This window comes from Streptomyces sp. NPDC007929, from assembly GCF_042959065.1.
Taxonomy (GTDB): Bacteria; Actinomycetota; Actinomycetes; order Streptomycetales; family Streptomycetaceae; genus Streptomyces.
This window is the reverse complement of record NZ_JBIBKD010000015.1, coordinates 121,313-139,432: the sequence shown is the minus strand read 5'-3', so window position 1 is coordinate 139,432 and position 18,120 is coordinate 121,313. Positions and strand designations below refer to the sequence as shown.

Below are 18,120 nucleotides of genomic sequence, written 5' to 3'. Positions count from 1 at the left end.
CACCGTGAGAGAGCTGCGTATCAGGGTGCTGGCCGCCGTCTTCGTCGTGGCCGGCGTGCTGTCCTGGGCGGGCGCCCGCCTGTGGAACTCGGTCGGAACGCTCCCCAGCGTTCCCCTGGCCGCCCCCATCGTCCTCGCCGTGATCGCCGTGGTCCTGCTCGCCACGGCACTCTCGATCCGCGCCCGCCTCAAGGCCCAGCGCGAGCGCCGCCCCGAGGCCAAGGGCGTCGACCCCCTCATGGCGGCCCGCGCGGTCGTCTTCGGCCACGCCAGCGCCCTGGTCGCCGCCCTCGTCGCCGGTATGTACGGCGGCACCGGCGTCTTCCTCCTGGAATCCCTCGACATCCCCGCCCGCCGCGACCAGGCCATCTACGCCGGCCTCTCCGTCGTCGCGGGCATCGGCGTCATAGCGGCGGCCCTCTTCCTGGAGCGCGTCTGCAAGCTCCCGGAGGACGACGAGAACGACGGCACGGGCGTCGCCCCGACGGTCTAGGCAGGCCTTCGGCGGGCCTCAGCGCGCCATGATGAGGCTCATCGCCTCGCTCCGCGTCGCCATGTCCCGAAGCTGCCCCCGCACCGCCGACGTCACCGTCTTGGCGCCCGGCTTGCGGATCCCGCGCATGGACATGCACATGTGCTCGCACTCGACGACCACGATGACTCCGCGCGGCTCCAGGATCTCCATCAGGGAGTCCGCGATCTGCGTGGTGAGTCGTTCCTGCACCTGCGGGCGGCGGGCGTAGACGTCCACGAGCCGGGCCAGCTTGGACAGCCCGGTGATCTTCCCGCTGGTGGCCGGGATGTACCCGACATGGGCCACGCCCCGGAACGGTACGAGGTGGTGCTCACAGGTCGAGTACACCTCGATGTCCCTCACGAGGACCATCTCGTCGTGCCCGATGTCGAACGTCGTCGTCAGCACGTCCTCGGGCTTCTGCCACAGCCCCGCGAATATCTCCTTGTACGCCCGCGCCACCCGCGCCGGCGTCTCGCGGAGGCCCTCGCGGTCCGGGTCCTCGCCGACCGCGATCAGGAGTTCGCGTACGGCGTTCTCGGCGCGCTTCTCGTCGAACTCGCCGATATGGCCGGCGCCGTCCAGCGTCACGGGGTCGGTCATCTGATGCCTCGTTCCTGTGTCCTTCGCGGGCGGCCTGCGGAAATGGCGAAAAGCCGCGCCCCCCAGGCTAAAACCTGGGGGGCGCGGCATCCATTCCGGGGCGGTGGGCCGCCGGGAGAGCCGGTCAGCTCTCGGGGCGGTCCTCCGGGGTCCGCTCGGGCGCCGGGGCGGGCTCCGCCGCGGTGCTCTTGGCGGTGGAGATGGCCGGCGTCGCGCCGTTCGCGCCGTTCGTCAGGGCCAGCTCCTTGGGGGAGAGGACCGGCGGACGGGTGGAGGGCGTGCGGCGGGAGGAGCCGGTCCAGGCGGGCCTGGGCGGGCGCTTGACGATGGGGGCGAAGATCTCGGCGATCTGCTCCTTGCCCAGCGTCTCCTTCTCCAGCAGCTGCAGTACGAGGTTGTCGAGGACGTCGCGGTTCTCGACCAGGATCTCCCAGGCCTCGTTGTGCGCCGTCTCGATGAGCTTCTTGACCTCTTCGTCCACGAGCGCGGCGACCTCTTCCGAGTAGTCGCGCTGGTGAGACATCTCACGGCCGAGGAAGGGCTCGGTGTTGTCGCCGCCGAACTTGATCGCGCCGAGACGCTCGGTCATGCCGTACTGCGTGACCATGGCGCGGGCCAGGCCGGTGGCCTTCTCGATGTCGTTGGCGGCACCCGTGGTGGGGTCGTGGAAGACGAGTTCCTCGGCCGCGCGGCCGCCCAGCATGTAGGCGAGCTGGTCCAGCATCTCGTTGCGCGTGGTCGAGTACTTGTCCTCGTCCGGCAGCACCATCGTGTAGCCGAGGGCGCGGCCTCTCGACAGGATCGTGATCTTGTGGACGGGGTCGGAGTTCGGGGAGGCCGCCGCGACCAGGGCGTGTCCGCCCTCGTGGTACGCGGTGATCTTCTTCTCCTTGTCCGACATGATCCGGGTCCGCTTCTGCGGGCCCGCGACGACACGGTCGATCGCCTCGTCGAGCATGTGGTTGTCGATCAGCTTCTGGTCGCTGCGGGCCGTCAGCAGGGCGGCCTCGTTCAGGACGTTGGCGAGATCGGCACCGGTCATGCCGGGCGTGCGGCGGGCCATGGCCGACAGGTCGACGTCGGGCGCGACCGGCTTGCCCTTCTGGTGGACCTTGAGGATCTCCAGGCGGCCCTGCATGTCCGGGCGGTCGACGGCGATCTGCCGGTCGAAGCGGCCGGGGCGCAGCAGCGCCGGGTCGAGGATGTCGGGGCGGTTCGTGGCGGCGATGAGGATCACGCCGCCCTTGACGTCGAAGCCGTCCATCTCGACGAGGAGCTGGTTGAGGGTCTGCTCGCGCTCGTCGTGTCCGCCGCCGAGGCCGGCGCCACGGTGGCGGCCGACCGCGTCGATCTCGTCGACGAAGACGATCGCCGGGGCGTTCGCCTTGGCCTGCTCGAAGAGGTCGCGGACTCGGGAGGCGCCGACGCCGACGAACATCTCGACGAAGTCGGATCCGGAGATCGAGTAGAAGGGGACGCCCGCCTCGCCTGCGACGGCGCGTGCGAGCAGGGTCTTGCCGGTGCCGGGGGGCCCGTAGAGCAGGACGCCCTTGGGGATCTTGGCGCCGACGGCCTGGAACTTGGCGGGCTCCTGGAGGAATTCCTTGATCTCGTGGAGTTCCTCGACGGCCTCGTCGGATCCGGCGACGTCGGAGAAGGTGGTCTTGGGGGTGTCCTTGGTGATGAGCTTGGCCTTGGACTTCCCGAAGTTCATGACTCGGGAGCCGCCGCCCTGCATCTGGTTCATCAGGAACAGGAACACGACCACGATCAGCACGAAGGGCAGCAGGGAGAGCAGGATGCCGACGAACGGGTTCTGCTTGGACGGCGAAACGGTGTAGCCGTCCGGGATCTGCTTGTCCTGGTACTTGTTCTGCAGCGTGTTGGCGATGTCGACGCCCTGGTCGCCGATGTAGCTCGCCTGGATCTTCGAGCTGCCCTCGACCTTCACACCGTCTTTGAGCGTGGCCTTGATGGTCTGCTCGTCACCGGTGGTCAGCTTGGCCGACTCGACCTTGTTCTGGTTGATCGCCTGGACGACCTGGCCGGTGTCCACCGTCTTGTAGCCGCCGGACGAGCCGACGACCTGCATCAACACGACCACGGCAAGGACGGCCAGCACGATCCACATGACCGGCCCACGGAAGTATCGCTTCACGTCCATCCATACGGAGCGGTGCCGCCCCGTCCCTCCTGCCATAGTGAGTTTGATAAAGACTGTTCTTCGGACGGTACCCCAGCATTGTCACCTGAAGCCGCGTGGGACGGCTGGCGATCCGCCTACGCCTGCTCCAACGGCGGGAGGCCCGCTGGGGTTCCCGATCACCGTGTCGGCACCGCGGCCGGGTTTCAGCCGCCGTACACGTGGGGCGCGAGCGTACCGACGAACGGGAGGTTGCGGTACTTCTCGGCGTAGTCGAGGCCGTAGCCCACGACGAATTCGTTGGGGATGTCGAAGCCGACCCATTCCACGTCGATGGCGACCTTCGCGGCCTCGGGCTTGCGCAGCAGCGTGCACACCTTGAGGGAGGCGGGCTCGCGCGAGCCGAGGTTGGAGAGCAGCCAGGACAGGGTCAGGCCGGAGTCGATGATGTCTTCGACGATCAGGACGTGCCGGCCCTTGATGTCGGTGTCGAGGTCCTTGAGGATCCGCACCACACCGGAGGACTGGGTGCCCGCCCCGTACGAGGATACGGCCATCCAGTCCATGGTGACGGGGGTGGACAGCGCCCTGGCGAGGTCGGCCATGACCATCACCGCGCCCTTGAGGACTCCGACGATGAGCAGGTTCTTGCCCGCGTACTCCGCGTCGATCTTCGCTGCCAGCTCGGCCAGCTTGGCGTCGATCTCTTCCTTGGTGATGAGCACCTTCTCGAGGTCGGCACCCATGTCTTTCGCGTCCACCCGCATCACTTTCGGTCGTCCCACCGGCCGCTCGGCCCCTCCGCCAGGATGCGGGGAGGGGTCGTGGTTCAGCCTTGCCGAATCACCAGTCTGCCACCCTGCCGCTGGGCGACGACTTTGCCGGGGAGGTTGATGGCTCCCTGACCGCGCCAGCCGGTGATCAGCCGGTCGACTTCTTCGATGTGGCGGGCGAAGAGTGAGCCGGCGGGTGCGCCGGCGGCGATGGCGGCGCGGCGCAGGACGCGGCGGCGTACGGCGGGCGGCAGGGCGTAGAGCTTGGCGCATTCGAGGAGTCCGGCGGCGTCGCGGACGGTGGCCTCGGCCTGGCCGGCCCAGGAGTCGAGGGCGTCGGCGTCGTCGCGGGAGAGCTGGGCCGTGCGGGCGAGGGCTTCGACGACGCCTTTGCCGAGGGCCTTCTCCAGGGCGGGCAGGCCTTCGTGGCGCAGCCGGGAGCGGGTGTAGGCCGGGTCGGCGTTGTGGGGGTCGTCCCAGACGGGCAGGGACTGGACCATGCAGGCTTTGCGGGCGGTCTGCCGGTCGAGCTCCAGGAAGGGGCGCCGGTAGCGGCCGTCGGCCCCCGAGACCGCGGCCATGCCGGACAGGGAGCGGATGCCGGAGCCGCGGGCGAGGCCGAGCAGGACGGTTTCGGCCTGGTCGTCGCGGGTGTGGCCGAGCAGGACGGCGGTGGCGCCGTGGCGTTCGGCCGCGGTGTCGAGTGCGGCGTAGCGGGCGTCGCGGGCGGCGGCTTCGGGTCCGCCGGTGCGGCCGACGGTGACGGCGACGGAGTCGACGGGATCGAGGCCGAGTTCACGCAGGCGCTGGACGACTTCGGTGGCGCGGGTGTCGGAGCCGGGCTGGAGGCCGTGGTCGACGGTGATGCCGCCGGCCCTGATGCCTAGTTTGGGGGATTCGAAGGCGAGGGCGGAGGCGAGGGCCATGGAGTCGGCGCCGCCGGAGCACGCCACGAGCACGAGCGGCGGGGGTGGGGGCTCGTGCGAGGGGGCGTGCGTCACCGCGGCGGGGGCGCGGTGGTGTTCGGTGAGGAGGTCGTGGAGGACGCGGCGGACCGCCAGGCGTATCGCCGCGACCGCAGGATGGGGACCCATGTCCGGTTCCCTTCATGAAGTTTTCGGGGGGGGTGTGCCCGCGTGTCGGTCACGCAGAGTGTGTAGATGGTGACAGAACCGGGCCGTTCCCCGAGCATTGCACGCCTACCCCTGCCTCACGGTCCCTCGGACGGGTGATTGGAGGGGCGTTCGCCTGCCGTCGGCCGGTTTCCTTTCACGACCTTCCCGCGATGTTCACTACTCGGCCTTGCGGTGCACCCGCGCGACCCAGTCCGCCGGTTTGGCGATCTCCGATTTGGTGGGGAGGGTGTTGGGCGAGGTCCATACGCGGTTGAAGCCGTCCATGCCGACGTCGTTGACGACGGCTCGTACGAAGCGTTCGCCGTCGCGGTACTGGCGGAGTTTGGCGTCCAGGCCGAGCAGTTTGCGCAGGGCCAGGTCGAGGCGGGAGGCGCCCTTGGCGCGGCGTTGCTGGAACTTCTCGCGGATCTCGCCGACGGAGGGCACGACGGAGGGGCCGACGCCGTCCATGACGAAGTCGGCGTGCCCTTCCAGCAGGGACATGACGGCCGTGAGGCGGCCGAGGATCTCGCGCTGGGCGGGGGTCTGGACGATTTCGACGAGGGAGCGGCCTCCGTCGTCCTCCTCGGCCTCGGGGCGGCCTCCGGCGAGGGTCTGGGCGGCTTCCCGGACGCGTTCGAGGACGGTCATGGGGTCGACGTCGGTCTCCTGCAGGAACGCCTGGATTTCACCCTCAAGGTGGTCCCGCAGCCAGGGCACGGCGGTGAACTGGGTGCGGTGGGTCTCTTCGTGGAGGCACACCCAGAGCCTGAAGTCGTGCGGGTCGACGTCGAGTTCACGCTCCACGTGGACGATGTTGGGGGCGACGAGCAGGAGCCGGCCGCCGCCGTTGCCGCCGCTGGGGAGGTCGCGGGTGGCGGGGGCGAAGGTCTCGTACTGGCCGAGGACGCGGGAGGAGAGGAAGGAGAGCAGCATGCCGAGTTCGACGCCGGTTACCTTGCCTCCGACGGCGCTCATGACGGAGCCGCCGGGGGTGTTGCCGCGTCGTTCCTGCATCTTGTCGAGCAGGGGCCGGAGGATCTCGCGGAATCCGGCGACGTTCGCGCGGATCCAGCCGGGGCGGTCGACGACCAGGACGGGGGTGTCGTGGCCCTCCTCGGTACCCAGGCGGGTGAATCCGCGGACGTGTTCCTCCGAGGCCTTGGCATGCCGGCGCAGTTCCGCGACGACGGCGCGGGCCTCGTCGCGACTGACCTCGGGGCCCGGCCGTACGAGCCGGGTCGCGGTCGCGACCGCGAGGTTCCAGTCGACCATGCCGGTTGAAGCACCACCGATGCTCGTCATGCGTCAACCGTACGTGAGCGCCGGCCGGTGGGGCAGGGCGGCGAGGGCCGGGGGCCGGTGGGCGGGGGGCCGTCAGCGGCAGCCGCAGGCGGACAGGGCGGTGGCGATCCGGTCCAGGGCCTTCTGGGTGGCGGTGGGGAGGATGCCGTCAGTGCCGTTGGCCATGAACGCGAAGGCGAGCAGGCGGCCGTCCTCGTCGACGAGGGTGCCCGCGAGGGTGTGGACGCCGGAGAGGGTGCCGGTCTTGGCGCGCACGACGCCGGATGCTCCGTCCGTGTAACGGGTGGTCAGGGTGCCGGTGAAGCCGGCGACGGGGAGGCCGGTGAGGGCCGGGCGGAGTTCGGGGTGGGCGGGGTCGGCGGCCTTGGCGAGCAGGGCGGTGAGCAGGTCGGGGGTGAGGCGGTCGGCGCGGTCGAGGCCGCTGCCGTCCTTGAAGGCGGCGCCCTTGACGGGGAGGCCGAGGGTGCGCAGCCGGGAGCCGATGGCCTTGCCGGCGCCGGCGAAGTCGGCGCGTTCGCCGGTGGCGATCGCCGTCTGGCGGGCGAGGGCTTCGGCGATGTCGTTGTCGCTGTTGGTGAGCATGCGCTCGACGAGGTCGGAGAGCGGGGGCGAGGAGACCTTGGCGAGGGTCTTGGCGCGGGTGGTGGCCTTGGACGGGCCGGGGGCGGTGGTCTTGATGCCGTGGGACTTCAGGAGGTCCCCGAAGCGGCGGGCGGCGTCCGCCGCCGGGTCGGGCACGCGTTCGACGGGTCCACGCGTGGAGTCGTCGGTGCGGCCTTCGTCGGCCATCAGGGGGGTGACACGGGCGAGGTTGCCGTCGACCCCGATCGGGTGCATCTCGTCGCCCGCGTAGAGGGTCGTGTCGTACGAGAGGGTGACGTCGCGGACGCCCCGGTCGGCGAGGGCGGCGGCGGTGCCGGCGGCCAGGGTGCGCAGGCTCGCGGAGCCCTGGGCCTTCTCGCGGGCCGTGAGGGTGGGGTCGCCGCCGCCGACCAGGACGACTTCCCTGGTGTCGGGTTCGAGGGCGGCGCGGGTGGTGAAGCGGTGGTCGGTGCCCAGGGCGGACAGTACGGCGACGGCGGTGGCGAGCTTGGTGGTGGAGGCGGGGGTGAGCGCGGTGCCGGAGCCGGAGCCGTACAGGCGTCTGCCGGTGGTCACGTCGATGACGGAGGCGGCGGGCCGGGTGCCGAGGGCCGGGTCCTTCAGCAACGGGTCGAGGGCGCCTGCGAGGGCCTTGCCGTCCGGGGCGGACTTCACGGTGCTGACGCCGCCGAGGCCGGTCAGGACGGGACCGGCGCTGGGGGCGGGCTTGGGCCGGCCGGGCGCTCCGGGGGCGCTGCCGTGATCTGTGCCACCCGGGCGGGCCAGGGCCACTGCCCGGTCCGTCTCGGCCGTACGCTGACCGGTGGAGTCCCAGGGACCGGCGGCGGTCACCACCCCGGCGGCGAGTGCGAGTCCGGCGGTGGCGGCACCCGCGGTGTACTGCCAGGTCTTCGGCAGCGCGACCCTCGCGACCTGCGGTTTCCCGGCTCGTGCGAGCCGTGCGACCTGTGGTTTCGTGGCCGCTGCGACCCGGGCCAGGCGTGGTCGTACGGCATCCGCGAGGCGCACCACGTGCGCTTTCGCGGCCCGCCAAGGCCTCAGCTCTGGCACGACCACCAGCCCCTTTCGCGATCACACACCTGCGTGAGGGACACTTAATCACCAGAACTATGTGTTGATCATGGAGGAGCCACCGGTGGAGTTCGACGTCACGATCGAGATTCCGAAGGGTTCGCGCAACAAGTACGAGGTGGACCACGAGACCGGTCGTATCCGCCTGGACCGGCGACTCTTCACCTCGACCGCCTACCCGACCGACTACGGTTTCGTCGAGAACACCCTCGGCGAGGACGGCGACCCGCTGGACGCGCTGGTCATCCTCGACGAGCCGACGTTCCCGGGCTGTCTGATCCGCTGCCGCGCGATCGGCATGTTCCGTATGACGGACGAGGCGGGCGGCGACGACAAGCTGCTGTGCGTGCCGTCGACGGACCCGCGGGTGGAGCACCTGCGGGACATCCACCACGTGTCGGAGTTCGACCGCCTGGAGATCCAGCACTTCTTCGAGGTGTACAAGGACCTGGAGCCCGGCAAGTCGGTCGAGGGTGCGGACTGGGTGGGCCGTACCGAGGCCGAGGCCGAGATCGAGCGGTCCTACAAGCGTTTCAAGGACCAGGGCGGTCACTGACCTCCTCTTGTGTTGTCGACGGGCCGCACGCCTGCGCGTGCGGCCCGTTCGTCCGTCTGTGCGCATACTGAGGCAGTGGGGGGTACGAGGCTGACGTGTCGTACAGGGAGCGCCAGGCAGTGACGGACGCGGAGGACCGCAAGCCGAGGTCGGACGAGGCGAGGAGTGCGTTCCAGCCTCCGGCCGGGACCGGTGTCGACGGGGACATGTCGACGACGTCGGAGTTCGCGGTCCCCGACGGGCTGGCTCTGCTCAGAGGGGCGGGCCCGGAGTCCGAGACGACGTCCGAGTTCGCCGTGCCGCAGGGCCTGGACGTCCATGCGGCGCCCGCGGTGGAGCCGGAGGGGTCGGCGTTCACACCGCCGAGCACGTACAGCGCACGGCAGGCCCCGACGGCGTTCACACCGCCGAGCGGGGTCCCCGTGGTCAGTCTGACCAAGGACGTGCCCTGGCAGGACCGGATGCGCACGATGCTGCGCATGCCGGTGGCGGAGCGGCCGGCGCCGGAGGCGATCCAGCGTCACGGCGACGAGTCGGGGCCCGCGGTGCCGCGTGTGCTCGACCTGACGCTGCGTATCGGGGAGTTGCTGCTGGCGGGCGGTGAGGGCGCCGAGGACGTGGAGGCGGCGATGTTCGCCGTGTGCCGGTCGTACGGTCTGGACCGCTGCGAGCCCAATGTGACCTTCACGCTGCTGGCGATCTCCTATCAGCCGTCCCTGGTCGACGACCCGGTCACGGCGTCGCGGACGGTGCGCCGGCGGGGTACCGACTACACGCGGCTGGCGGCCGTGTACCAGCTGGTGGACGACCTCAGCGACCACGAGACGGCGGTCTCGCTGGAGGAGGCCTACCGGCGGCTGGCGGAGATCCGCCGTAACCGTCACCCCTACCCCGGCTGGGCGCTGACGGGTGCGAGCGGGCTGCTGGCCGGTGCGGCTTCCGTGCTGGTGGGCGGCGATCTGATCGTGTTCGTGGCCGCGGCGCTGGGCGCGATGCTCGGTGACCGGCTGGCGTGGTTGTGCGCGGGGCGCGGGCTGCCGGAGTTCTACCAGTTCACGGTGGCCGCGATGCCGCCGGCCGCGATCGGGGTCGCGCTGACGCTGGTCCATGTGGACGTGAAGGCGTCCGCGGTGATCACCGGTGGGCTGTTCGCGCTGCTGCCGGGGCGGGCGCTGGTGGCGGGCGTGCAGGACGGGCTGACCGGCTTCTACATCACCGCGTCCGCGCGGCTGCTGGAGGTCCTGTACTTCTTCGTCGGCATCGTCGCGGGTGTGCTGCTGGTGCTGTACTTCGGTGTGCAGCTGGGCGCGCGGCTCAACCCCGACCAGGCGCTCGGCGCCTCCGACGACCCGGTGATGATGATCGCGGCGTCGATGCTGCTGTCCCTGGCGTTCGCGGTACTGCTCCAGCAGGAACGATCCACCGTGATGTGGGTGACGCTGAACGGCGGTGTCGCGTGGGTCGTCTACGGCGCGATGCACCTCGTGGGTGACCTGTCGCCGGTGGCGTCCACGGCGGCGGCCGCGGGGCTGGTGGGCCTCTTCGGGCAGTTGCTGTCCCGGTATCAGTTCGCCTCCGCCCTGCCCTACACGACGGCGGCGATCGGGCCCCTGCTGCCGGGTTCCGCGACGTACTTCGGGCTGCTGGCGATCGCCCAGAACGAGGTGGACGAGGGGCTGGTGTCGCTGTCGAAGGCGGTGGCGCTCGCCATGGCCATCGCCATCGGGGTGAACCTCGGGTCGGAGATCTCCCGGATGTTCCTGCGCATCGGGTCCGCGGAGAAGCGGCGGGCCGCCAAGCGCACCAGGGGTTTCTAGCGCCGGGTGGCTACGGCGTCGGGGCGGTGGCTCCGGTGGCGGCCTCGGGCCCGTGGGGGCTGTTCGCGCAGTTCCCCGCGCCCCCACGGGCAGGCCCGCTCAGTAGCCGTTGTGGTAAGGCCCCTGCTGCGTGCCGTACGGCTGCTGCTGGGTCCCGTACGGCTGCTGCTGACCGTGCGGCTGCTGCTGCCCGTAGCCCGGGCTCTGCGGGTACTGGTTGTAGTACTGCTGGTCGTTGTAGCCGTTCCGGTCGTCGTACGGCTGCTGCTGCGGCCGCTGGTGGGGCGGCTGGTCGTCCGGGGTGATGCGGCGGAGCTGGGTCGTGGCGTCGTCCATGGCCTGGTGCTGCCGGTGCTCCTCGGGGGCCTCGGCCGCGGCGCGCTTCTTCTTCGAGCGGTCGCGCAGGTACTCGATGATGATCGGGACGACGGACAGCAGGACGATCAGGATGAGGATCGACTCGACGTTCTTCTTGATGAAGCCGATCTGGCCGAGCCAGTACCCCGCGAGGGTGACGCCGGTGCCCCAGGCGACACCACCGATGACGTTGTACGTGAGGAAGGTGCGGTACTTCATGCGGCCGGCACCGGCCACGATGGGGGCGAAGGTGCGCACGATGGGGACGAAGCGGGCCAGGACGATCGCCTTGGGGCCGTACTTCTCCATGAACTCGTGGGCGTTGTCCAGGTTCTCCTGCTTGAAGAGCTTGGAGTTGGGACGGTTGAAGAGCTTCGGGCCCAGGAACTTGCCGATCATGTAGCCCACTTGGTCGCCGATGACGGCGGCGAGCACGATCAGCAGGCAGACCAGCCACAGCGGCTGGGTGATGTAGTTGCCCTCGGCCACGAAGAGGCCGGCCGTGAACAGCAGGGAGTCACCCGGCAGGAACGCGAAGAGACCGGACTCCGCGAAGACGATGAGCAGGATGCCCGGCAGGGCGAACGTCTCGATCAGGTAGTCCGGGCTGAGCCACTCGGGGCCGAGCGCAAGCGTGGTCACGGGGATGTGGCTCCTGCTGCTGTGGGGGACGGGCGGGGTCTGGCTGCCTCAAAGTATCAACGCAGCCGTCATGGCCCAGGTTCCATGGGCGTACTCAGGATGCACTGTGCCCCGCCCCGGTCAAAGCTGTGAGCCATGGGCATCGATGAATACGGCGGCGGACAGGGCCCGGAGCCCGAGGTCCTCGTCGTCACCACGAACGACGTACCCGGCTACCACGTGCGGGAGGTGATCGGCGAGGTCTTCGGCCTGACGGTGCGCTCCCGCCATGTGGGGAGCCAGATCGGCGCCGGGCTGAAGTCGATGGTCGGAGGCGAGCTGCGCGGGCTCACCAAGACGCTCGTGCAGACCCGCAACCAGGCCATGGAGCGGCTCGTCGAGCAGGCACGCGCGCGTGGCGCCAACGGGATCCTCGCCTTCCGCTTCGATGTGACGGAGGCGGCCGACGTGGGCACCGAGGTGTGCGCGTACGGCACGGCGGTGGTCCTGACCCGGGAGTGAGGCACTCCCGGGCCGGGGGTCAGGAGGTGTGACGTGCCGCGTTCGCGACGATCGCGTCCCTCAGGTGCTCGGCGAGGCCCGGACGCAGCACCTCGTAGAACGCCTTGAACCGCTCGTCGGAGACGTACATCTCGCCGAGGCAGCGGTGGATGTCGTAGGAGCACTCGTAGAACCACGTGCAGATGTGCTGCCGGTGCTCCTCCGCAAGGGTCATGGCCGCCTCGCCGGTGGGCGGCTCGTCCGCCGCCATCAGGGCGCCGTAGCGCTCGCCCCAGTCGGCGGCCTCGGCCTGGATGCGCTTCCAGTCCTCCTTGGTGTAGCTCGCGGTGCGGCGCTGCGAGTCGGCGTACTCGTCGGTGCCGCCCCAGCGCTGCTCGACCTCCTCGGCGTACTGCTCCGGGTCGTTGTCCCCGAAGACCTCGAACCTCTCCTCGGGCGTGAGGTTGAGTCCCATCGTGCGTGCCTCCATGGCGTGCTCCACGGCCGCCGCCATCTTCCGCAGCTTCTCGATCCGGGCGGTCAGCAGCTCGTGCTGGCGGCGCAGGTGCGCGCGCGGGTCCGCCTTTCCGGTGGCCTGATCGTCGAGCAGGGCGGCGACCTCGTCGAGGGGGAAGCCGAGCTCCCGGTAGAACAGGATCTGCTGCAACCGGTCGAGGTCGGCGTCGCTGTAGCGCCGGTGGCCCGCGTGGCTGCGTTCGCTCGGGACGAGCAGGCCGATGTCGTCGTAGTGGTGCAGCGTGCGCACCGTGACACCGGCGAAGCCCGCGACCTGTCCCACCGAGTAGTCCACTTCCGCTCCCTTCTTCCGTGCTCCACGGTCGGGCCTCACGTCACGTGAGGTGCAAGCGTGTTTCCGGTTTGCACTGTTTGATCCGTTTATCGTGTGCCCGTGGTCCAGGACTCCGAAGACCAGGAAACCCCCGTCCGCCCCTCGACGCCCGCTCGCGCCCTGCTGCCCTCGATCGTGCCCGCCGTCGTCGTGGGCGTGCTGTGCAGCCTGATCCTGGTGGGGGTGGAGGTCGCCGCCGAGCACCTGGAGGACGTGCTCTGGCAGACCCTGCCGGACGCGCTCGGGGTCGGCCGGTACTCGGTGGCGTGGATGTTCGCCGTGCTCATCGCCACCGGCGTCGCCGTCGGGCTGGTGGTGTGGAAGGCGCCGGGGCACGCGGGTCCCGATCCCGCCACCGTCGGTCTGGACGCGCCCGTCCTGCCGCCCGTGGTGCTGCCGGGGCTGGTGGTGGTGACCGCGCTGATGCTGGCCGGAGGGCCCAGCCTCGGCCCCGAGAACCCGATCATCACCGTGAACGTGGGGCTCGCGGTCTGGCTGGGCGGTCGGCTGATCCCCCGGGCCCCGGGCCGGATCTGGCCGGCGCTGGCGGAGGCGGCCACCATCGGCGCGCTGTTCGGCACCCCGGTCGCGGCCGCCCTGGCGATCTCCGAGCTGCTGGCCACGAAGGAGACCCGCGGGATGCTGTGGGACAACCTCTTCGCGCCGCTGACCGCCGCGGCCGCCGGTTCCCTGACCGTCACCCTCCTCGACCACCCGAGCTTCGACCTGGGGCTGCCGTCCTTCGGCCGGGCGGGGTGGACCGACCTGCTGGCGGCCGTCGTGGTCACCGCCGTGGGCGCGCTGCTCGCCATGTGCGCCGTACGGGCGCTGCCGTACGCCCACCGGGCCTTCCGGATGCTGCGGCACCCGATGTTGATGCTGCCGGTGGGTGGGGCCGTGCTCGGCTGTCTCGCGGCCGTGGGCGGTCATCTGACGCTGTTCAAGGGGCTCGACGAGATCACCACGCTGGCCCGCGACCCGGACGGCTGGTCGGCCGGGGAGTTCGCCGTCATGACGGTGGTGAAACTGGCCGCGCTGGTCGTGGCCGCCGCCTGCGGTTTCCGTGGCGGGCGCATCTTCCCCGCCGTGTTCGTCGGCACTGCCCTCGGCCTGTGCGCGCACGCCCTGGTGTCCGGGGTGCATCCCTCGGTGGGCGTGTCCGCCGGTGTGCTCGGGGTGCTGCTGGCGATCACGCGGCAGGGCTGGATCAGCCTGTTCGTCGCCGCGGTGCTGGTCACCGAGCCGACGGTCATCGCCCTGCTCTGCATCGCCTCGCTGCCGGCCTGGCTGCTGGTGACGGGCCGCCCGCAGATGCAGCTGCGCGCGGACGGCACGTCGGTCCGCTGAAGCCTCTGCCGAAAACACCCCTGCCGAACTCACCCCTGGAGGCACCCATGCCGTTCCACGAAGGCCCCCGCCGGCCCGCCGAACACCGACTGTCCGTCAACCCCTTCTACGGCCCCGCCAACCCGCTCGGCGACATGGTCGAGGCCCCGCCCACGCACCGGCTCCCGGACCAGCCCATGCCACCGTCCACCGCCCACCAGCTGGTACGCGACGAGCTGATGCTCGACGGCAACGCCCGGCTGAACCTCGCCACCTTCGTCACCACCTGGATGGAGCCCGAGGCCGGGACCCTGATGGCGGAGTGCCGCGACAAGAACATGATCGACAAGGACGAGTACCCGCGCACCGCCGAGCTGGAGCGGCGCTGCGTGGCGATGCTCGCCGACCTGTGGAACGCGCCCGACCCCTCGACCGCCGTGGGGTGTTCGACGACCGGGTCGAGCGAGGCGTGCATGCTCGCCGGGATGGCGCTGAAGCGGCGCTGGGCCCGGCGCAACGCCGACCGCTACCCCGGGGCGCGGCCCAACCTGGTGATGGGCGTCAACGTGCAGGTCTGCTGGGAGAAGTTCTGCACCTTCTGGGAGGTGGAGGCCCGGCTGGTGCCCATGGAGGGCGAACGGTTCCACCTGGACCCGCAGGCCGCGGCCGAGCTGTGCGACGAGAACACCATCGGGGTCGTCGGGATCCTCGGCTCCACCTTCGACGGGTCCTACGAGCCGATCGCGGACCTGTGCGCGGCGCTGGACACGCTGCAGGAACGGACCGGGTACGACATCCCCGTGCACGTCGACGGGGCGTCCGGGGCGATGGTCGCGCCCTTCCTCGACGAGGACCTGGTGTGGGACTTCCGGCTGCCGAGGGTGGCGTCGATCAACACCTCGGGGCACAAGTACGGGCTGGTCTACCCGGGCGTCGGCTGGGCGTTGTGGCGGGACGCGGAGGCGCTGCCGGAGGAGCTGGTGTTCCGGGTGAACTACCTGGGCGGCGACATGCCGACGTTCGCCCTGAACTTCTCCCGCCCGGGCGCGCAGGTCGTGGCGCAGTACTACACGTTCCTGCGGCTGGGCCGGCAGGGCTACCGGGCGGTGCAGCAGGCCGCCCGCGACGTGGCGACGGAGCTGGCCGGGCGGATCGAGGCGCTCGGCGACTTCCGGTTGCTGACAAGGGGCGACGAGCTGCCGGTGTTCGCCTTCACGACCGCGCCGGAGGTGAAGGCGTACGACGTCTTCGACGTCTCCCGGCGGCTGCGCGAGAGCGGCTGGCTGGTCCCCGCGTACACCTTCCCGGCCAACCGCGAGGACCTGTCGGTCCTGCGAGTGGTGTGCCGCAACGGCTTCTCCACCGACCTCGCGGAGCTGCTCGCCCAGGACCTGGAACGACTCCTCCCGGACCTGCGCCGACAGCCGCGCCCGCTGACCGAGGACAGGGGCGCGGCGACCAGCTTCCACCACTAGCGGGCTCCTGCCGGGAAACGCGCTTGCCAGGCCCCGCGTCTGCGGGCTGATCCAAACGACAGGCCTAGCGGCTCAGCCGTGTGAACCTCCGAACCGCCAGCGGGAAGAACACCGCCAGCAGGGCCAGGGGCCAGGCGACCGCGGCCCAGGCGTGCCCGGACTCGGTGCCGGGCACGCCGAACAGGTGCCGTACGGCCGTGGCCGTGTGGGACATGGGGTTCCACTCGACGGCCGTGCCCAGCCAGCCCGGCATCGAGCCGGGGGTGGCCAGCGCGTTGGACAGGAAGCCGACCGGCCAGACCAGGATCTGCACGGCCTGGACCATCTCGGGCTTGCCCGCCACCAGGGCCAGGTGGATGCCGATCCAGAGCATGGCGAACCGGAACAGGAGCAGCAGGCCCATCGCCCCGAGGAGGCCCGCCGGGCCGCCGCCGGGACGCCAGCCGAGCGCGACGCCCACGCCGATGAGCACGACCAGGGCCAGCGCGGACTGGAGCATGTCGGCGGCCGAACGGCCCACCAGCACCGCCCCGTTGGCCATGGGCATCGAGCGGAACCGGTCGATCACGCCCTTGTCGAGGTCCTGCGTGACGGCGAGCATCGTGCCCTCCAGGCCGAAGGCCATGGTGAGCGCGAGCATGCCCGGGATCAGGTAATCGCGGTAGTCCCCCGTCACGCCCCGGCCGCCGCCGACCAGGTAGCCGAACATCAGCAGCAGCATCACCGGGAAGACCAGGTTGACGACGAGCTGGACGGGCTGCCGCCCCCAGCGGGCGAGTTCCCGGCGGGTCATGGTCCAGGAGTCGGTCAGGGCGTGAGCGGTCACGCGGCCTCCTTCACTCGGCGGTCGTCCCCGGTGAGGTGCAGGAACACCTCGTCCAGCGTCGGGCGGCGCAGCGCGACGTCCTCCGCCTCGATCCCGGCCTCCCGCAGGGCCCGTACGACCCCGGAGAGCGCCTCCATGCGGTCGGTCACCGGGGCGCTCAGCAACCGCCGGTCGGCGTCGACGCTGACCCCGGTGAGCGGCAACAGGGCCACGGCGGCCCCCAGTTGGCCGGCGTCCCGCAGGGTCACGTCGATGCGGTCGCCGCCGGTCCCGGCCTTCAGCTCGTCGGCCGTGCCCTCGGCGATGACCCGGCCGGCGTCCACGACCGAGATGCGGTCGGCGAGCTGATCGGCCTCCTCCAGATACTGCGTGGTCAGCAGGACCGTCGTACCGCCGCCGACCAGGGAGCGGACGGAGGCCCACACCTCGGCGCGGCCGCGCGGGTCGAGGCCGGTGGTCGGCTCGTCCAGGAACAGCACCTCCGGCTCGGTGATCAGGGAGGCGGCCAGGTCCAGTCGGCGCCGCATGCCCCCGCTGTACTGCCGGACCGCCTTGCGGCCGGTGTCGGTCAGGTCGAAGCGCTCCAGGAGTTCACCGGCCCGCGCGCGTGCCCGCCTCGCCCCCAGGTGGTGCAGCCGGCCGAACAGCTCCAGGTTCTGCCGACCGCCGAGCTCCTCGTCGAGCGCGGCGTGCTGGCCGAGCAGGCCGATGCGCAGCCGCACGGCGTACGCCTCGCGCACCACGTCGCACCCGGCCACCTCGACCCGGCCCGCGTCGGGCCGCAGCAGGGTGGACAGGACCCTGACCAGGGTGGTCTTGCCGGCGCCGTTCGGGCCCAGCACTCCGTGCACCGTGCCGCGCGCGACCGTGAGGTCGAGCCCGTCGAGCGCCTTCTTGTCGCCGTACGCCTTCTCCGCGCCTTCGACGTCGATCGCCGTGTCGGCCACTGAGCCCCCTTGACTAGTCAAACTTGACTACAAGCGCAAAGGTAAACCCCTCCACGCCATTCGTCAAACTTGATTAGTGGGCGTCCCCCGGGTGCCGCTCCCCCGTCGCGTACGGGTTCTCCTCGTCCTCGGCCAGGATGCCGACGAACGGGTCGCCCTCGTCGGCGAAGGTGTAGGCGCCGCCCTCGATGCGCTCGATGAGACCGCGGGTCCACTCGGCCTCGGAGTCGGCCGTGTGGACCCACATGTTCATGATCTCGCCGATGTGCCCGAGCTGCGCGGGCCCCTCCTCCGGCACGTAGTGCTCCAGGACGGCGGCCCGCCACTGCTCGATCCGCAGGGTCCGTTCCTTCAGCAGCGCGATCGCCTCGACACGCGGCAGGTCGACGACGAAGCCGACGGCGGCGGTCTTCATGTCCCCGCGCTGGTCGTAGGTGACCAGCGCCTCCCGCAGCAGCCGGAAGTACTCCTCGGTGCCCGGCCCGGTGATCTCGTACTCCGTGCGCGGCGGGCCGCCCGCCGTGGACGGGGCGATCTCGTGCGCGTGCAGCAGCCCTTGCTTCGCCATCTGCTTCAGCGCGTGGTAGATCGAGCCGGGCTTGGCGGTGGACCACTCGTGCGCGCCCCAGAACTCCAGGTCGTTGCGCACCTGGTAGCCGTGGGCCCGCCCGTGCATACGGACCGCGCCGAGCACGAGGAGGCGGATCGTCGACATGC

Annotated in this window: 17 protein-coding genes; 6 read left to right on the top strand and 11 right to left on the bottom strand. The window is 70.8% G+C overall.

Annotated elements, in window-relative coordinates; genetic code table 11:
• The first annotated feature begins 4 nt into the window (after positions 1-4).
• Positions 5-493, top strand: coding sequence for a DUF3180 family protein (locus tag ACFZDE_RS35955; RefSeq protein WP_391003732.1), 489 nt, complete (start codon positions 5-7; stop codon positions 491-493).
• A gap of 18 nt (positions 494-511) precedes the next feature.
• Here the strand turns inward: ACFZDE_RS35955 and folE are convergent, their stop codons facing one another.
• From folE to dacB, 6 genes are all read right to left on the bottom strand, one after another.
• The gene (gene folE, locus ACFZDE_RS35950; RefSeq protein WP_391003731.1) at positions 512-1,117 is read right to left on the bottom strand and encodes a GTP cyclohydrolase I FolE; all 606 of its coding nucleotides are present in this window, start codon (positions 1,115-1,117) and stop codon (positions 512-514) included.
• Between the two features lie 124 nt (positions 1,118-1,241).
• Entirely contained in the window at positions 1,242-3,281 is a 2,040-nt protein-coding gene (gene ftsH, locus ACFZDE_RS35945; protein ID WP_189593543.1) for an ATP-dependent zinc metalloprotease FtsH, read from the bottom strand.
• A gap of 185 nt (positions 3,282-3,466) precedes the next feature.
• The gene (gene hpt / locus ACFZDE_RS35940) at positions 3,467-4,006 is read right to left on the bottom strand and encodes a hypoxanthine phosphoribosyltransferase (protein ID WP_391209583.1); all 540 of its coding nucleotides are present in this window, start codon (positions 4,004-4,006) and stop codon (positions 3,467-3,469) included.
• 83 nt (positions 4,007-4,089) lie between these two features.
• A complete protein-coding gene (tilS, locus tag ACFZDE_RS35935; RefSeq protein WP_391209575.1) occupies positions 4,090-5,127 on the bottom strand; it encodes a tRNA lysidine(34) synthetase TilS in 1,038 nt (345 codons plus the stop codon).
• A 198-nt stretch (positions 5,128-5,325) separates the two neighbouring features.
• A complete protein-coding gene (locus tag ACFZDE_RS35930; RefSeq protein WP_391003726.1) occupies positions 5,326-6,453 on the bottom strand; it encodes a zinc-dependent metalloprotease in 1,128 nt (375 codons plus the stop codon).
• A gap of 72 nt (positions 6,454-6,525) precedes the next feature.
• The gene (dacB, locus tag ACFZDE_RS35925; protein ID WP_391209556.1) at positions 6,526-8,112 is read right to left on the bottom strand and encodes a D-alanyl-D-alanine carboxypeptidase/D-alanyl-D-alanine-endopeptidase; all 1,587 of its coding nucleotides are present in this window, start codon (positions 8,110-8,112) and stop codon (positions 6,526-6,528) included.
• A gap of 79 nt (positions 8,113-8,191) precedes the next feature.
• On the opposite strand from dacB, the gene ACFZDE_RS35920 reads away from it, so the two are divergent.
• Both ACFZDE_RS35920 and ACFZDE_RS35915 read left to right on the top strand, forming a co-directional pair.
• A complete protein-coding gene (locus tag ACFZDE_RS35920; protein WP_003975424.1) occupies positions 8,192-8,683 on the top strand; it encodes an inorganic diphosphatase in 492 nt (163 codons plus the stop codon).
• 119 nt (positions 8,684-8,802) lie between these two features.
• Positions 8,803-10,500 carry a threonine/serine exporter family protein gene (locus ACFZDE_RS35915; protein ID WP_391209549.1) on the top strand — a complete coding sequence of 566 codons (1,698 nt, stop codon included), beginning with the start codon at positions 8,803-8,805 and terminating at the stop codon, positions 10,498-10,500.
• 99 nt (positions 10,501-10,599) lie between these two features.
• On the opposite strand, the gene ACFZDE_RS35910 is transcribed toward ACFZDE_RS35915, so the two are convergent.
• Entirely contained in the window at positions 10,600-11,499 is a 900-nt protein-coding gene (locus ACFZDE_RS35910) for a VTT domain-containing protein (protein ID WP_391209544.1), read from the bottom strand.
• 135 nt (positions 11,500-11,634) lie between these two features.
• Here ACFZDE_RS35910 and ACFZDE_RS35905 point away from each other — a divergent pair, with 135 nt between their 5' ends.
• The gene (locus ACFZDE_RS35905) at positions 11,635-12,000 is read left to right on the top strand and encodes a YbjQ family protein (RefSeq protein WP_031110265.1); all 366 of its coding nucleotides are present in this window, start codon (positions 11,635-11,637) and stop codon (positions 11,998-12,000) included.
• 19 nt (positions 12,001-12,019) lie between these two features.
• Here the strand turns inward: ACFZDE_RS35905 and ACFZDE_RS35900 are convergent, their stop codons facing one another.
• A complete protein-coding gene (locus ACFZDE_RS35900) occupies positions 12,020-12,790 on the bottom strand; it encodes a TipAS antibiotic-recognition domain-containing protein (RefSeq protein WP_391209533.1) in 771 nt (256 codons plus the stop codon).
• Positions 12,791-12,883: 93 nt separating this feature from the next.
• Here ACFZDE_RS35900 and ACFZDE_RS35895 point away from each other — a divergent pair, with 93 nt between their 5' ends.
• Both ACFZDE_RS35895 and ACFZDE_RS35890 read left to right on the top strand, forming a co-directional pair.
• Complete coding sequence (locus ACFZDE_RS35895; RefSeq protein WP_391209522.1) at positions 12,884-14,176, top strand: ion channel protein; 1,293 nt, start codon at positions 12,884-12,886, stop codon at positions 14,174-14,176.
• A 47-nt stretch (positions 14,177-14,223) separates the two neighbouring features.
• Positions 14,224-15,630, top strand: coding sequence for a glutamate decarboxylase (locus tag ACFZDE_RS35890; RefSeq protein WP_391209513.1), 1,407 nt, complete (start codon positions 14,224-14,226; stop codon positions 15,628-15,630).
• 64 nt (positions 15,631-15,694) lie between these two features.
• Here the strand turns inward: ACFZDE_RS35890 and ACFZDE_RS35885 are convergent, their stop codons facing one another.
• From ACFZDE_RS35885 to ACFZDE_RS35875, 3 genes are all read right to left on the bottom strand, one after another.
• A complete protein-coding gene (locus ACFZDE_RS35885) occupies positions 15,695-16,456 on the bottom strand; it encodes an ABC transporter permease (protein ID WP_391209498.1) in 762 nt (253 codons plus the stop codon).
• The gene (locus ACFZDE_RS35880) at positions 16,453-17,403 is read right to left on the bottom strand and encodes an ATP-binding cassette domain-containing protein (RefSeq protein WP_391003709.1); all 951 of its coding nucleotides are present in this window, start codon (positions 17,401-17,403) and stop codon (positions 16,453-16,455) included. Before ACFZDE_RS35880 ends, ACFZDE_RS35885 begins: the two co-directional genes overlap by 4 nt.
• Positions 17,404-17,476: 73 nt before the next feature.
• Entirely contained in the window at positions 17,477-18,118 is a 642-nt protein-coding gene (locus tag ACFZDE_RS35875) for a helix-turn-helix transcriptional regulator (RefSeq protein WP_391209485.1), read from the bottom strand.
• Positions 18,119-18,120: the final 2 nt, after the last annotated feature.

What these genes read in the sequence shown, in the direction of transcription:
- folE (WP_391003731.1), bottom strand. Translation starts at nt 1,117, where the DNA reads ATGACCGACCCCGTGACGCTGGACGGCGCCGGCCATATCGGCGAGTTC.
- ftsH (WP_189593543.1), bottom strand. Translation starts at nt 3,281, where the DNA reads ATGGACGTGAAGCGATACTTCCGTGGGCCGGTCATGTGGATCGTGCTG.
- hpt (WP_391209583.1), bottom strand. Translation starts at nt 4,006, where the DNA reads ATGGGTGCCGACCTCGAGAAGGTGCTCATCACCAAGGAAGAGATCGAC.
- tilS (WP_391209575.1), bottom strand. Translation starts at nt 5,127, where the DNA reads ATGGGTCCCCATCCTGCGGTCGCGGCGATACGCCTGGCGGTCCGCCGC.
- ACFZDE_RS35930 (WP_391003726.1), bottom strand. Translation starts at nt 6,453, where the DNA reads ATGACGAGCATCGGTGGTGCTTCAACCGGCATGGTCGACTGGAACCTC.
- ACFZDE_RS35905 (WP_031110265.1), top strand. Translation starts at nt 11,635, where the DNA reads ATGGGCATCGATGAATACGGCGGCGGACAGGGCCCGGAGCCCGAGGTC.
- ACFZDE_RS35890 (WP_391209513.1), top strand. Translation starts at nt 14,224, where the DNA reads ATGCCGTTCCACGAAGGCCCCCGCCGGCCCGCCGAACACCGACTGTCC.
- ACFZDE_RS35875 (WP_391209485.1), bottom strand. Translation starts at nt 18,118, where the DNA reads ATGTCGACGATCCGCCTCCTCGTGCTCGGCGCGGTCCGTATGCACGGG.